General features: G+C 36.5%; 15 protein-coding genes. 11 read left to right on the forward strand and 4 right to left on the reverse strand.

The features are described 5' to 3' along the window. Positions 1-100: 100 nt before the first annotated feature. Entirely contained in the window at positions 101-1,297 is a 1,197-nt protein-coding gene (locus FBR08_RS11025; protein ID WP_158962754.1) for an MFS transporter, read from the reverse strand. A 95-nt stretch (positions 1,298-1,392) separates the two neighbouring features. Beyond that, entirely contained in the window at positions 1,393-2,316 is a 924-nt protein-coding gene (locus FBR08_RS11030) for a helix-turn-helix domain-containing protein (protein WP_158962755.1), read from the reverse strand. Between the two features lie 476 nt (positions 2,317-2,792). Here FBR08_RS11030 and FBR08_RS16755 point away from each other — a divergent pair, with 476 nt between their 5' ends. Next, entirely contained in the window at positions 2,793-2,957 is a 165-nt protein-coding gene (locus FBR08_RS16755) for a hypothetical protein (protein WP_199268594.1), read from the forward strand. Positions 2,958-3,318: 361 nt separating this feature from the next. Here FBR08_RS16755 and gcvP read toward each other — a convergent pair whose 3' ends face one another. Beyond that, a complete protein-coding gene (gene gcvP / locus FBR08_RS11035) occupies positions 3,319-6,171 on the reverse strand; it encodes an aminomethyl-transferring glycine dehydrogenase (RefSeq protein WP_158962756.1) in 2,853 nt (950 codons plus the stop codon). A gap of 124 nt (positions 6,172-6,295) precedes the next feature. Here gcvP and FBR08_RS11040 point away from each other — a divergent pair, with 124 nt between their 5' ends. The 7 genes from FBR08_RS11040 (at position 6,296) to FBR08_RS11070 (ending at position 11,662) form a co-directional block, all read left to right on the forward strand. Then, positions 6,296-7,114, forward strand: a complete 819-nt coding sequence (locus FBR08_RS11040; RefSeq protein WP_158962757.1) for a UbiA prenyltransferase family protein — start codon at positions 6,296-6,298, stop codon at positions 7,112-7,114. A gap of 101 nt (positions 7,115-7,215) precedes the next feature. Further along, positions 7,216-8,601: a leucyl aminopeptidase family protein gene (locus FBR08_RS11045; protein WP_158962758.1), complete on the forward strand. Its 1,386-nt coding sequence runs from the start codon at positions 7,216-7,218 to the stop codon at positions 8,599-8,601. A 129-nt stretch (positions 8,602-8,730) separates the two neighbouring features. Continuing rightward, positions 8,731-9,234 carry a GNAT family N-acetyltransferase gene (locus FBR08_RS11050; protein WP_158962759.1) on the forward strand — a complete coding sequence of 168 codons (504 nt, stop codon included), beginning with the start codon at positions 8,731-8,733 and terminating at the stop codon, positions 9,232-9,234. A 65-nt stretch (positions 9,235-9,299) separates the two neighbouring features. Then, complete coding sequence (locus FBR08_RS11055; RefSeq protein WP_158962760.1) at positions 9,300-10,175, forward strand: hypothetical protein; 876 nt, start codon at positions 9,300-9,302, stop codon at positions 10,173-10,175. A gap of 282 nt (positions 10,176-10,457) precedes the next feature. Next, on the forward strand, positions 10,458-10,859 hold the full coding sequence (locus tag FBR08_RS11060; RefSeq protein WP_158962761.1) for a hypothetical protein: 402 nt from the start codon (positions 10,458-10,460) through the stop codon (positions 10,857-10,859). After that, complete coding sequence (locus tag FBR08_RS11065) at positions 10,849-11,049, forward strand: helix-turn-helix transcriptional regulator (protein ID WP_158962762.1); 201 nt, start codon at positions 10,849-10,851, stop codon at positions 11,047-11,049. Before FBR08_RS11060 ends, FBR08_RS11065 begins: the two co-directional genes overlap by 11 nt. A 64-nt stretch (positions 11,050-11,113) precedes the next feature. After that, positions 11,114-11,662, forward strand: a complete 549-nt coding sequence (locus tag FBR08_RS11070) for a HugZ family pyridoxamine 5'-phosphate oxidase (RefSeq protein WP_158962763.1) — start codon at positions 11,114-11,116, stop codon at positions 11,660-11,662. Positions 11,663-11,721: 59 nt separating this feature from the next. Here the strand turns inward: FBR08_RS11070 and FBR08_RS11075 are convergent, their stop codons facing one another. Next, the gene (locus FBR08_RS11075; RefSeq protein ID WP_158962764.1) at positions 11,722-12,624 is read right to left on the reverse strand and encodes a DMT family transporter; all 903 of its coding nucleotides are present in this window, start codon (positions 12,622-12,624) and stop codon (positions 11,722-11,724) included. A gap of 272 nt (positions 12,625-12,896) precedes the next feature. Between FBR08_RS11075 and FBR08_RS11080 the strand changes: the two genes are divergently transcribed. From FBR08_RS11080 to FBR08_RS11090, 3 genes are all read left to right on the forward strand, one after another. Continuing rightward, entirely contained in the window at positions 12,897-13,610 is a 714-nt protein-coding gene (locus tag FBR08_RS11080; protein WP_158962765.1) for a hypothetical protein, read from the forward strand. Positions 13,611-13,709: 99 nt separating this feature from the next. Next, positions 13,710-14,252 carry a sigma-70 family RNA polymerase sigma factor gene (locus tag FBR08_RS11085; protein ID WP_158962766.1) on the forward strand — a complete coding sequence of 181 codons (543 nt, stop codon included), beginning with the start codon at positions 13,710-13,712 and terminating at the stop codon, positions 14,250-14,252. Positions 14,253-14,350: 98 nt separating this feature from the next. Further along, positions 14,351-15,283, forward strand: coding sequence for a FecR family protein (locus FBR08_RS11090; protein WP_158962767.1), 933 nt, complete (start codon positions 14,351-14,353; stop codon positions 15,281-15,283). The last annotated feature ends 62 nt before the right edge of the window (positions 15,284-15,345 follow it).

The following is a 15,345-nucleotide window of genomic DNA, read 5'->3' on the forward strand; positions in this document are numbered from 1 at the left end:
ATACAAATTATTTAGATGATAAAACCGCTTCGCTCAAGTCGAGGGAAGCGGCGGCAAAGGTACATATTTAGACGGAAAATGACTTCTTTTTTCCGTGAGACTATTGTGTTTTTTTATTTAGTAGAACCATGTACAAAATCAAGCATACAAGACATCCTATCAAAGCAGTATAACGCGTAGTTAACTGAAATTGGGTGTTGATGGCTCCTGATGAAGAAATGATAAAGCTCGTTAGCGAGGTGATGACATAGGTTAATCCACCCATTAATCCCCCTGCTGTACCTGAATTATTGGGGAAATACAACATGGTGGAGGTAAAGAAATTGTTGAATACCGTACCCGAACAGATGTGAATTAAAAACAAGCCAAACATTAGTAGATACAGGTTCTCTACATAATAACTGGCCGAAAGTAAAAGCACAGCCAATCCCAATTGAATGTATACGGGACGCGTAATGCGCTGTTTAAAGGGAACATGCATTCTTTTCTTGCCAATGAGCCCGCCTAACATCCATGAAAATCCTAGTAGAAGCGTGCAGTAACCAATGATAATTGAATTCTGATTAAAGGTGTTTTCAATTAGAAAAGGACCTGAAATATTGAAAATCATGACGATGGAATAACTCATACCCAAGATAAAAATACCCGTGATGAAATTTTTGTTGCTCAACATGGTTTGGTATACTTGTAAGGTTTGACTTAAGTTAAATTTCTTCTTTTCTGCAATACTTTCGCCACTGATGAGTAAATCTAAAATAAAGAGCAACACTGCGTAAATGGAAAGAAAATAAAAGTTAGCATGCCACGAAAATAGAGCATCGAGGTATCCACCCAAAAAAGGTGCTAGAATGGGACCACAAGACCAGACTACTGTAAAATAGCTGAGGTAGTGGATGCGTTGTTTTTCTTCGTATATATCCATGAAAATGGCTCGAGTAGCAACAACTAGAATAGAAATCGCGATTCCTTGAACAATACGCAACAAGCAAATCAAGAAAATATCATTGGTAAAAGCAATTAAAGTACTAGATAAAGCGATGAAAAGAAGGGCAATCAAGCGGGGTTTGTAACGGCCAATACTATCGAGAATACTGCCGACAAAGAGTTGGGAAATACCATAACTCAGTAGGTAGCACGTTAAAGTAAGTTGCACTTCTTTTTCCGTAATAGCTAAGTCATTAGCCATAGAAGGAAAAGAGGGTAAATAGATATCCGTTACAAATCCAGATAGGGGAATTGAACTAAAAGCGAGAATGGTTGCTAGCTTTTTTCTTTGGTTTGTAGCTTCTCTAAGCATAAAGTGAATTGTTGTTTTACAGCTGCAAATGTAAAAGAACAACGGTGTTTATACCTTAAAAAAGACAAAGGTATACTTGTATAAATCAAAGAATATTATTTTTTATTTCTAAATTGAAGTGGCGTTTGTTTTACGTGTTTTTTGAAGAAATGAGTGAAGTGAGAGGGTTGGTCAAATCCCAATGTATACCCCACTTGTGCAATATCCCAATCGGTGTTCATGAGCAAGTTTTTAGCTTCTAGTAAAATGCGATCTGTAATGTGTTGAGACGTGGTTTTACCCGTTGCGGACTTAATAGATGAATTCAAGTGATTCACGTGTATATTAAGTTGGTCTGCATAGTCAATAGGACGACGTAAAGCAAGAGGGTAAGCAGGAGAATCTAATGGAAACTGCTTGTTCAATAGTTGATCAAATAAACGAAATAAACGCATGGATGCACTTTGCTCTTCTAAGGTGATGTCTTCTACTTTTAATTGTAGCGCTTGATGCAATAATAAAGCGAGTAAATTGCGAATAACCTCATACTTTAAAGGGTAATCCGACTGAGCCATGGTGTACATTTGTTGAAAATAGGTATGTGCGATTTCCAGTTGATCCGGTGTTAAAAAGATTAAAGGTTTTCCCCATTCTTTGAATAACGACGTTTTTTTGAAGGATTCTAAACTTCTATTCTCTGTGAAGAATTCGTAATTGAACAAGCAGAAATACCCCTCTTGTTGCTTTTCAATACACGTCCAGGAATACGGAGTTGTAGGGCAAGGTAAGAATAAAGCCGGTCGGTCAATTGTAATAGTATGTGAGCCGTAATGCAATTCTCCACGACCAATTATTAGTCCCACTTTATAAAAATCACGACGATTATAAGGCGTTGTAAAACTGCAATACTTGCGCATATTAATGTTAAAATGCGAAGTTCCTGTCTTGTATTCGTTGATGCTAAAAGCATAATTTTCAGAAAGAGAAGACGTAGATCTTTCTTTGTAATAATCGGCGATGGTTTCTAAATCTTTACTCATAGGGTGCTCTGTTGTAAGTGGTAAAATTACAAAAATCAAATAAAACACAGCAGATGGAGTGAAGGTGAAAAAGAGAAGTACAAACAGTGTTTTGTTGAGAGCATCTAAAACTATTAAAATAAATAAGTTATACTCAAGGGGTTGAAGAAAAAATAAATTTATTTTTTGTGTGCTGTATTTTAATGATTAAAATGAAAAAATTACATTTTGTGTGTTTTTTGCAATTAATGTTAAGTTTTCTTGTTTTTATTGCGGCAGAATTGTTTTATTTCATGTTAAAGTTTGTGAAATATTATTAATTAACGAATTGTTTGCCTCTGGTTGTTGGAAAAGTGGAATGTTTTTTGTGTGTGTTGTTGTAAAAATACATTATTATGTTCTCTTAATCGAGGAATAAAAATAACAGAAATCGGGATTGATTTCTACTGTATTCGTTATTTCAGATGAGGGAGGAATTAATTTCAAATTGTATTAAAATGGATAAATTAGTTAAAGGGTTGATGGTGTTAACAACAATAGGGCTTGTTTTGAATTTGTTTGATTTCTTTAGTTATAATCATGCAGATTTAGTTTGTTATGCACTCTTGATTTTAAGTGGAGCCTATTTTATTGTGAAAAAATATCGTTTTAGAAATGAATAGAGCAGCGCTTAATAAGCGTTGACAATTTGTGGTTGAGTGTTTTTAAATGATGTACATGAATATTTAATATTCAATTATTTTTATTCTATTTATTATAATATCAAGTGTTTTTTATCCCTAAGTTGTTAAACGTATTTTTTATTTTCTTTGGGTATTTTTCTTGCACCCCGAGTAAATCACCGCATATATCGTTCACCTAAATGAACGCATGAACAGAGTGTAAGTAAACGCCACGATTAATCCTATTCATACCCGATAAATCTTGCCCGAGAAAAGCACAATGCGGAAGGCTATCGTACTTTTAGGGTAAAAAAAAACGCCATCGAATTCCGATGGCGTTTTTTAATTATAGTACAATGAATTAATTTTCAAGGTAAGCTTCGATTGGAGCACAAGAACAAACTAAGTTTCTATCTCCATAAGCATCGTCAATACGACGTACAGTAGGCCAGAATTTATTCTCTGCTACATAAGCTAATGGATAAGCAGCTCTTTGTCTTGAGTAGGGTAAATCCCAATTATCCGCAGTTAATAAAGCTAAAGTATGTGGTGCATTCTTTAATTCGTTTACTGGGTTCTCAATCGTTGCATTTTCAATTTCTTGACGAATAGCGATCATCGCATCACAGAAACGATCGATTTCAGCTAAGCTTTCACTTTCTGTAGGTTCAATCATTAACGTACCTGCAACTGGGAAAGAAACCGTTGGTGCGTGGAAACCGTAATCGATTAAACGCTTAGCGATATCAGTCACTTCAATTCCTTTTTCTTTGAACTCACGAACGTCAACAATCATTTCGTGTGCAGCACGTCCTTGTTCACCTGTATATAAAATCGCATAGTGCTCTTCTAATCTAGCTTTCATATAGTTCGCATTCAAGATAGCTGTTTGCGTCACTTTTTTCAATCCTTCTGTTCCCAACATAGAGATGTAACCGTAAGAGATTAAACACACCAATGCAGAACCGTAAGGAGCAGAAGAAATAGATGTAATTGCATTTTTACCACCTACAGCCACTAATGGGTTTGAAGGTAAAAACTCTACTAAATGTTCAGCCACACAGATTGGTCCAACTCCAGGTCCACCACCACCGTGAGGAATAGCAAAAGTTTTGTGTAAGTTTAAGTGACATACGTCAGCACCAATAGAAGCTGGGTTAGTGAATCCAACTTGTGCGTTCATATTAGCTCCATCCATATATACTTGTCCTCCGTTATCGTGGATAATTTGTGTAATTTCCATGATAGCAGATTCATATACTCCGTGTGTAGAAGGATAAGTAACCATCAAACAAGAAAGGTTGTCTTTGTGTAATTCTGCTTTTTCTCTTAAGTCAGCCACATCGATATTTCCTTCAGGCGTTGTTTTTGTAACCACTACTTTCATTCCTGCCATAGCAGCAGAAGCAGGGTTTGTTCCGTGAGCAGAAGCAGGGATTAACGCAATAGTTCGTTGGAAATCACCTCTTGCATGGTGGTAGGCGCGAATAGCCATTAATCCAGCATATTCCCCTTGTGCACCAGAATTTGGCTGTAAGGTTGTTCCAGCAAATCCAGTGATGATATTTAATTTGTGTTCTAAGTCTTTCAACATTTCGATATAACCTTGTGCTTGATCTAGTGGAGCAAAAGGGTGGATGTTGTTCCATTGACCGTTGCTTAACGGAAGCATCTCAGCTGCCGCATTCAACTTCATGGTACAAGACCCCAAAGAAATCATCGATTGATTTAACGCTAAATCTTTGCGCTCTAAACGTTTGATGTAACGCATTAACTCTGTTTCAGAGTGGTAGCTATTAAATACGTCATGCTCTAAGAATTTAGAAGTACGTTTTAATTTTGCTGGGTAATTCACTGCTTCTTCATTTAAAGCTGTAATAGTAAAGGCTTCTTTACCTACTGCTTGAGCGAAAATAGCGATGATTGTATTGATATCATTTACATTTACGGTCTCGTTTAAAGAGATAGAAATTGTATTTGCATCGATATAGTAGAAGTTCACTTGGTTTGCTTCAGCAATAGGTTTAACCTTAGCTGCGTCTGCTTTTACCACAATCGTATCGAAGTAAGCCGTATTGCTTTGCTCGATTCCTAACTTAGCTAAGTTTTCAGCAACCGTATTTGCTTTTGCATGTACTTGGTTTGCAATAAAACGAAGACCGTTTGGTCCGTGGTAAACCGCGTAGAAACTCGCCATAACAGCTAATAATACTTGAGCGGTACAGATGTTTGACGTTGCTTTTTCGCGTTTGATGTGTTGCTCACGTGTTTGTAATGCCATACGCAACGCTCTGTTTCCATCTGCATCTTTAGAAACACCGATGATACGACCTGGCATACTGCGTTTGTATTCTTCTTTTGTAGTGAAGAAACCGGCGTGAGGTCCTCCAAATCCTAATGGAATACCAAAGCGTTGTGTTGTTCCCACTACTACGTCAGCTCCCATCTCTCCTGGAGAAGTTAAAGTTACTAAAGATAAGATATCTGCTGCAACGGCAACTTTAATATCTTTCGATTTAGCGGTATGAATGAAGTCAGCATAATCGTATACTTGACCATATTTTCCTGGATATTGTAAGATTGCACCAAAGAAATCTTCTGAGAAATCAAACGTTTGGTGATCGCCTACAACTAATTCAATTTCGAAAGGAATTGAACGTGTTTGTAATACAGAAAGTGTTTGAGGTAAAATTTCTTCTGAAACGAAGAATTTCAACGCGTTGTTTTTCTTTTGATCTCTTGTGCGAACATCGTATAACAACATCATCGCCTCAGCTGCTGCTGTACCTTCATCTAATAAAGAAGCATTGGCAATTTCCATTCCAGCTAATTCAATTACTGTCGTTTGGAAATTTAATAAAGCCTCTAAACGACCTTGTGCAATCTCTGCTTGGTATGGCGTATAAGCGGTATACCAACCAGCGTTTTCAAATACGTTGCGAATAATAGGAGCAGGGCTAACAGATTCGTTGTATCCTAATCCAATATAAGAACGAAAGATTTTGTTTTTGTTGCCTAAGTTCTGAATATAAGATAAATACTCATATTCCGTCATTGCAGGAGCAAGATCTAAATCTTGTTTTAAGCGAATTGAAGTTGGAAAAGTTTCGTCGATTAATTGTTCAATGTTGTCAACTTTTACAGTTTTAAACATTTGTGCCATGTCCTCAGCACGAGGGCCAATGTGTCTTAAAGCAAATGCATTTGTTTTCATTTGGGCAAAATAATAAGTTGTGTATAAGCAGACAAAAATAACCATAAATCTGAGATAAATTAAGTATATTCCTAGTAATTTTGTTAATGTAAATTTCTAGCCGATTTCGGTATAAAAAATTAGCATGAGAAAAGTCTTAGGTAACGTATTTGATTTTTATCTGAAAGCGAGCATTCACGTTTCTTTCGCCGTTTTTGCTTTGGTGCAAATGACGTTTTATTTCTGTCGTTTGCCCTTCGATTGGACCGTTTCGCTTTTGGCCTTTTCGGGAACCTTGTTTTCCTATAACTTTATCAAATATGCTGATTATGTTGTAGCTCATCGCCGCAATTTATCACCAAAGATGAAGGCTATTCTACTGTTGAGTTTTGTAGCTCTGATCGTTGGCATGGTCAGTTTCTTCTATTTAGCCGCTACCGCCCAGTTTGTAACCCTCTCATTATTGGTTTTAGCTGTATTGTATGCGGTTCCTATCTCCAAGCGAATTCCCAATTTGCGCAATTGGTCCGGATTGAAAGTGTATATCGTCTGTTTGTGTTGGGCAACCGTGACACTCATTATTCCCATTTTTAATGCGGGAATCGAACTTTCAGTAGATATTTGGATTAAATTTCTACAGCGATTTATCTTGGTATTAATCTTAATCGGAATATTTGAAATCGTCGATTTACAATATGATGAAAAGTATTTAAAGACGATTCCTCAATTGTTGGGTACTCGTAAAACAAAGTTGTTACTCGCTATTTTGTTGATTCCCTTTTTTGTCATTGAGTTTTTTAAAGTGGGATTTCAACCCATTCAAGCCTGGAATAATCTGATTATTGTTTGTATTACCTTACTTTTTATTCAACTAGCTTCGCCCAAACGCAGTAATTACTTTAGTTTGTTTTGGGTAGAAAGTGTACCAATCTATTGGTGGATTTTAGTGCTCATGGAAGGATAGATAACCAGCAAAGCAGGTAGGGATTTAGCAATCTTTTTTTCGCTCATTTTTAGCTCTGTCTAAAAAAAGGGTATATTTGTAGGACTAAAAAAACAACAAACATGATACAACTTGTAAATGAGGTTCAAGCAAACGGAAATCTAGTTTTCGTTTTAGGAAATGAGAATACTGTTGAAGTACCAGCACTTTTAAATGACTTTGTACAAGCATTTAAAGCAGGAGAAAAAGAAGAAGACTTTGCAAAAATCGGAAATCAATATTTCTTTTTTGTAAAGGAAAATACCAATTTAGAAAAGATGCGTTTGGCTGGATTCAACATCCGCAAACAATTAGATAAAAAAGCAGATAACCTAACTGTTGTTGGACATGGGGAAGCTACTTTGGCTTTGACAGAAGGAATTGCTCTTTCAAACTACCAATTTTTGAAGTATTTCAAAGAAGCGGAGACCATGAAATTTGCTTTAGCGAACATTAGCCTAAAAGGAAACGTGGATGCTAAACAAATCAGTGATTTAAATAATACGATTAAAGCGGTTTATTGGGCACGTACGATGGTAAACGAACCTGTGAGCTACTTAACAGCTACTCAATTGGCAAAAGAAATTGAAGTGTTAGGAAACGAAGCGCAATTTTCAGTAAAAGTATTGGGTAAAAAAGAGATTGAAGCTTTGCGTATGGGAGGTTTACTAGCGGTAAACAAAGGATCCGTAGAGCAACCGACTTTTACGATTATGGAATATAAACCAGCGAATCCAATCAATAAAAAACCAATTGTTTTAGTTGGAAAAGGAGTGGTGTATGATACAGGAGGGTTGAGTTTGAAGCCAACTGCTGGATCGATGGACTCGATGAAGAGCGATATGGGAGGAGCAGCTTGTATGGCTGGAACAATTTATGCTGCAGCTTTGAATCAAGTAAACGTACACGTAATTGGTTTGATTCCAGCAACAGATAACCGCCCAGGGGGAGATGCGTATGCACCTGGAGATGTAATCACGATGTATGATGGAACAACCGTTGAGGTATTGAATACAGATGCGGAAGGACGCATGATTTTAGGAGATGCTATTGCGTATGCAACCCAATATGAGCCTGAAGTAATCATTGATGCAGCGACATTAACAGGAGCAGCCTTGGTGGTAGCTGGAGATATGGCTTCTTGTATTATGGGGAATGACGAAAAAACAATTCAAGCCATTGTAGCTTCTGGATACCATGTACACGAACGTTTAGCCCAATTGCCATTTTGGGATGATTACAAAGATTTGTTGAAATCTAGTGTGGCAGATATGAAAAATATCGGAGGTCGTTTTGCAGGAACAATCACAGCAGGAAAATTCCTAGAGCATTTTGCAAAAGCACCTTATGTACACATTGATATCGCAGGTCCAGCTTGGATGGATGCACCAAGAGATTACAAAGGAAATGGAGGTACAGGAAGTGGAGTCCGTACTTTGGTTGATTTCTTAACCAACTATAAAGCGTAATCGTACATACAATATAATAAATGAAGCAGTAAATTTCGATTTGCTGCTTTTTTTTTGTTCTGATCTCGACCTAGCAAAAAACAGAAAAAACGTACCTTTGATTCTTCCACTATTTAATTCAATACAAAAATGGAGAATATTTCGATTCAATATCAGACAGTTACGCCAGAAAATATGCACTTAATTCGTCCTTTAGCTGAAAAAATTTGGCAGAAAACATACGGACCTTTATTAGATCCGGCACAAATTGAATATATGCTGCCTATGATGTATAGCCAGGAACGTATTACCAATGAAATAAAGGAAGGGTATATTTGGGAATTGTTTGTGGTCGAAGACAAGGTTTTGGGGTACTTAGACTATAAAGTGATGGAGGATCATCGCGTGTTTTTGTCTAAGATTTATTTGGATACCGATCAGCAACAAAAGGGATTGGGCAAACTGATGTTAACCCATGTACTCGATTTTGCCCGTCAAAACAAAGCAAAAGCGGTGTATCTGACAGTGAATAAATACAATGCCAAAGCGATTGAGTTTTATGAACGCAATGGATTTCAATGTATTGAATCTAAAACGTTCGATATTGGAAACGGCTATGTGATGGATGATTATATCTATCAAATAAATCTGTAGTGATTGAATCATTCAAGTCTTTGGAGTAAAAAAAACAAGTAGGATCAACCTCATTTAAGGAAGAAATGAAAACTAAGTTTATATTCTTGTGGTGTGCTTTTCTATTTTCTTTTTCAACGGTAAAAAGTCAGGAGAAAATACCTTTTCGATTAAATGAACACTACAATATTTTGGTTGATGGTCTAATCAATCAACGAGATAGCGTGGTGCTGATGTTTCAAATTGCCATGAGAGAGGCTTCTTTAGCGCCTGATCGAAAAAGTAAAGTAGAATCTGTCGTTTTTGATACAAGCGATTTTCCAGAAGGATTGAGTAAAGGTAATCGCATTCAGGTCGGAAATGCCATCGTAGAGCCTATATGGATTTGGGACAAGGAGTATACAGGCAATGGAGCAGAAGGTAAAATAGGAACTCAGTTGTTTAACGGACAGATTTTTGCGATTAATTACGACCAATCACAATTTGAAATAGATACTCATTTGCCCGATACTCGTGGATTTGTTGCCTTGCCGTTAACCCAGGAACAAGGACGATTATTTATCGAAGTGTCGAGTATAGTAAACCAGAAGGAAATAAAAACAACGTTTCTTTTACAATCTGGATTTTCTGGTATGCTGTTGTACAACAATCAAGTAGCTGATGAAAATCAATGGGCAGAAGCATTACCGCGTTTGGATGAAAAAACATTGATGAATTCAGCGGGAGATAAATTAACCAATTTAATTGTTGAAATGCCCGCCATTGTAGTGGATTCCTTTCGTTTTGAGCAGGTACCCATTAATATTTTTACCGGAGAAATCAAGAATCAACCCACAAGCTATTTTGGTGCGGATTTTATTCATCGCTTCAATTGGATTATTGATATAAAGGGAGGGTATGCTTATATTCAACCGAATAAGTACTTTGCTGATGCATATTACTTTAGAAGTAAAAAGGACTAAAAAAGGCTCAAGAACTAGTTCTTGAGCCTTTTTTTTAGTTTAAAACTTAGCAAGATATTGTAAGAGAAAAGAATCATTCGCGATCCCTTTCATATACGCTCTATGGTTAGGTTCTGAAACGTTAAGGGAACTAAAGAGTCTATAGAACAGAGAATCAGTACAGCATGCATAAACATTGATGAGGAATAAGAGGTGATTTTTCTTTGAATCATAATGTAAAGTTTACTTTGCATTATGGTAAAGTTTGTTTTACATTTGTTGCAACTAAAAACGAAAAAATTGATGAAACAATTTCCTTTACTACCGAGTCGATTTAAGTGGATTGCTTTAGCCCTTATTCTATCCTCTGTGCTATTGAGCTTTGCTTTGAAAGATTATTTGCAGGATTATCGAGTTGAAGCAAGTACAATTTCGATTAACATAATCAACTTAGGGTTGTTAATGTATTTCTTTTCAAGACGAAAAGAAGATGATGAAATGCTCGCTTTAATGCGACTTAAAACTTTAGCAGGGGGTGTATTACTTCTTATTATCAGTATATTTATCGAAGCAATCTGGAACTGTATTGAACCCGATGCATTTGAAGAAAATACAGCAGGAGCTGTGATGAAGATTATGATTTTTATTAATTTGATGTATGAAGTAGAATATAGAAAAATAAAGAATAGTTTCGATGCGGAATAAAGTAAAAGAAGAACGCGTACGCTGTTATTTAACGCAACAAGAGTTGGCAGATGCCATTCAGGTTTCTCGTCAAACAATCCATTCGATTGAGTCAAATCGCTATGTTCCGTCTACCATATTGGCATTAAAATTGGCGAGAACACTCAAGATAAAGGTGGAAGATTTGTTTGAATTGGAAGAAACAGATTAATTTATTATTTTTATTTAGTTTAAATAATTTAGTATCTTAGCGCAACAATATAAATACAATTACAATGAGTACAGATACACTTAATCCAAACTTCGATCAACATAAAGTAAAAGCAAAAGCACCTAAAGTGGAAGAACTAATTAATGAATGTAAATCCGTCATGATTGCATCAATTAATGAAGATGGTTCTCCATTGGTTAGTACAGCTCCGTATTCTAGAGTTGGAAATGAGTTCCAAATTTTAGTTTCTTTCATGGCAAAGCATACAAAGAACTTAAGAGATCGCAAAAAAGTATCTTTTATGTTTGTAGAAGATGAGAGTTCATCGAAACAATTATATGCTAGACATCGTTTAACGATTGAAACAGAAGCTGAGTTGATTGGAAAAGAAAATCCTTTATACGATCAAGCGATGGTTGATTTAAGAGAAAGACACGGAAAAGTAATTGAAGTTTTAGGAAACTTAGAGGACTTTATTATGTTCAACTTAAAACCAATCAAAGGATCGTATGTAAATGGATTCGGAAGTGCTTACTTTATTGATGAAAACTTACAAGTAATCGAACACAGACATGGAGCTCACGGGCAGCACAATGTAGATGTAAAAAAATAATATATTTTCCTTGTTTAGATAAAAAAAGTCTTTGGTTTTTGACCAAAGACTTTTTTGTTTTATGTAGCTTTTTGTTTGCTAAATGCAATCACCAAGGTGACGGAGAGTAGCACGAAGAACAAACCGAGTGCAGACATCCAATCGAAGAATTCACCAAAGAATAGGGTACCAACGAGTACCGCTACTACGGGTTCCATTGATCCTAAAATAGAGGTGATGGTAGATCCGGCGTGTTTTACAGCCAAGACCAAACACAAATCAGAAATAAAGGTAGCAAAGAATCCCAAGAGAATTAAATTCATCCAGTCTGCTTTGAGTGTAATGGTGTCAATCCCTGTTGTCAGTAGTGCATAAAACAAAAAGATCAGACATCCCATGACTAGAACATAAAACGTCAGGGAATCAACGTTCATGTTGGATACCCTTGATTTGTTTAATCCTACAATATACAATCCATAGGTAAATATCGTCAACGAAGCCAATATCAGTCCTTTAAATAAAGCAGGAGAAGCTTCTCCATGCCAACACATCATGCCTACTCCTAAAAGAGAGAGTAGGGATGCAATAAGCAATACGGTTGATTTTTTTTCTTTGAAAAAGGCAATCATGACAATACTTACAAAAAGGGGATATAAGAAGTGCACGGTTGTTGCCAACCCACTAGCAATATATTCATAGGAGTCAACGATAAACTTGGCGGTGGCGGCATATAATAGAGCCAAGAAAATGACGACTGCTAAATCCTGAATAGAAATTTTTAAACTTGTTTTTTTGTAGATACAAACAGCACCCATCGTTGCGGATGAAAACAAAAATCGATAAAATAGAATGGTCGGTATGCCGATAGCCGCCACTCCTTCTGGTCGCAAACTCGGTACTAAGAGTGGTAACGAAAACAACGGAACCAATCCAAACGTACCAGAGGAAATTAAGGCGAACAAAATTCCTTTCAGGTTTTTCATTGTAAATAAAATGATAAAAATTCCGCGCAAAGATACAGCTTCTATGTGGGGAGAATGGGTTCAATGACATTATTATCAACATCGTAAGGCAAGGCGATGTTGCCTAGTAATGTGAAATGAAATTCAATCAAATAAAAAGCAACTCCCTAATTTAAGTCTGAATATAGTTCGAATCGGATAATAGAATATCCCTTTAGTTTTCGTATTTTTTTTATAAAAGACGTATTTTTACTGCTTTATCGTCTTTGATTGAGCAATAATTCAACGTCAACATGAAATCCACTGTTTGTCTTTTTTTCCTTTTTCTTTTTGTAGGGAGCTTTTCTTCTAGTTATGCCCAACGTTTAACGGATTGGCAAACGGAAAATGTCAAAGGAAAAGTAAAGCAAATCACCAGTATTACGATCCCTGTTGAAGCGGAAAAACAAAAAAAGCAGGTGGTTCATTTTGATGAATGCGGATTGTTTACATTGAAAGTAATTTATGCAGGTCCAATTAGCCTGGATGGAAGTAGTGAATTCAATGAGGAGAAGATAGGAGAATTGCAGTATTTTGAATACCAAGGACAACAAAGACGCGGTATGAGTTTATTAGCCGATGGAGTAAAAGCTTCGGAATTTGTACAACAGTGGAAGGACGAAACGCATTGTACCTTGACCTATACCTATCGAGATACACCAGAAAAATCAGGTACCCTGGAATGGTTGTTTTCCAATCAAGCGAGATTGAAGGAAATTCATTTTATATTGACCCATACGCATACTGGTGAAACGTTATTCGAAACAAGCTCCATCCATGAATATGATGCTAAGGGATATGAAATCCAATTGGATCAACGCACTTTGCAACCGTATGGTGATTCACAAGTTATCAAAATGGTCAATGTGGCTTTTGATGCACAAGGGAATGTGTTACAAAGAGAAGAATATAAGACAAATGGTCAACTGTACGGAAAAACGTTTTTTGAGTATGTCTATTATGAATAAATCGGTGCTTAGGAATCACTAAAACTTAACAGTGAATTAAAATCCAAAGCATTCTTTACCCCTACATTTGTTTGAATAAATCTATTAATTCATATACAAATGCTAAGTCATAACCCTGATTTTGATAAAATCTTTCAAAAACACTGGGCTGAATTATACAGTTTTGCCTATAATGTAATGCGAGACAAGGCTGTAGCAGAAGATATTGTACAAGAAGTATTTATCGATTTTTGGAATAGACAAGTCTCTGCTGAATTGCCACGGGCCTATTTATTTCAAGCCACGAGAAATCAATGTGCCAAAGCCTTGTGTAATCGCCGTTTTGATTCTGTCCAAGTAGAGAAACTAGCCACTTTAATTCCCGATTTAGAGGATACACAATACGATGAAGTCAAAGCGATTTTACTCGATGAAATTGAAAAAACGGCCCTAGCCATTCTTCCCGATCGCTGCTTGTTGATTTTTAAAATGCGCTTTTACGAACAACGCACCTACAAAGACATTGCTCAATGTTTGGGAATCACCGAGAGTACAGTTGAAAATCAAATTACTAAAGCCCTGCGAATGCTGAAAGAATCGACCCCTTATGTAGCAGATATTTCCGGAGCAATGCTGTTGCTACTTTTGAGTAATGTTACCTAAATGTTGGCTGTTTTAAGGAATGATTAAGCCTTAATTTTCGCATAGGGGATTGCCTCCTTTTGCTGTACTTCATTATAGTACTAGATCACAAGACTATAATGTATAAGAAATTTAAATCGCTATTGGCCAAATACAGCAAAGGAACAGCTTCAGTAACAGAACAAGCTGTGGTCAATCAATTTTTCAATACCCTTCAGACGGGGGGAATTACAGCAGAGGAAGTAAAACGAGATAAAGCGTTATATCATCGACTGCACCACACCATCTCTTCCAAAACTAAACCCTCTCTTTTTCAATCATATTTGTTGCGTTATACCGCACTTGCTGCATGTTTGGCCAGCGTAGGTGTGTTGTATTTTTTTCTAGTTCTTAAAACAGATGCCCGATGGATTACCCAACAAGCTCAAAAAGGAGAACAATTAGTTTTTCACTTGAGTGATTCAACCTTGGTGTACCTCAGTGGAGGAAGTTCCATACAATATCCCGCTCAATTTGATGAAGATCAACGTATCGTTCACTTACAAGGAGAAGCTTTTTTTGAAGTGAAGCGAACACACCCTCAACAACCTTTTCGAGTAGAAAGTGAAAATTTACAAGTAAAGGTATTGGGAACAAAGTTCAACGTTAACGATGTAAACGGAGAAACTATCAGTGTGAGTGTGCACGAGGGAAAGGTCGAAGTAAGCGATGCTGAGCAATCGAAGCGCGTAATCTTACATGCCAATGAAAAAGTAGATTTTCAAACCGCAAAACAACAGTTTGTATCCTATGCGATGGAGGAGAAAGACCTAGATCAATGGCATAGAGGTAATCTGAAATTTAGAAAAGCCACCATTCAAGAAGTAATTCACGTACTCAATAGAAGGTTAAACACAAAAATTAGTTGGCAAGGACAGGAAGTACCAACGTTGACGATTACTGGAGATTTTAAATACAATACCATAGACGAAATACTAAACAGTTTGAACTTTTTATATGGGATAAACTATGCGAAAAAAGCAGACGGAATCATAGCGATAAGTATGAAATAGCAAAAAAAAACCTGCTTATAGTTGCAGCTATAAACAGGGGTATTCAATTAATTATCAAAAGA

Source organism: Myroides fluvii, assembly GCF_009792295.1.
In the GTDB taxonomy this organism is placed as follows: Bacteria; Bacteroidota; Bacteroidia; order Flavobacteriales; family Flavobacteriaceae; genus Flavobacterium; species Flavobacterium fluvii_A.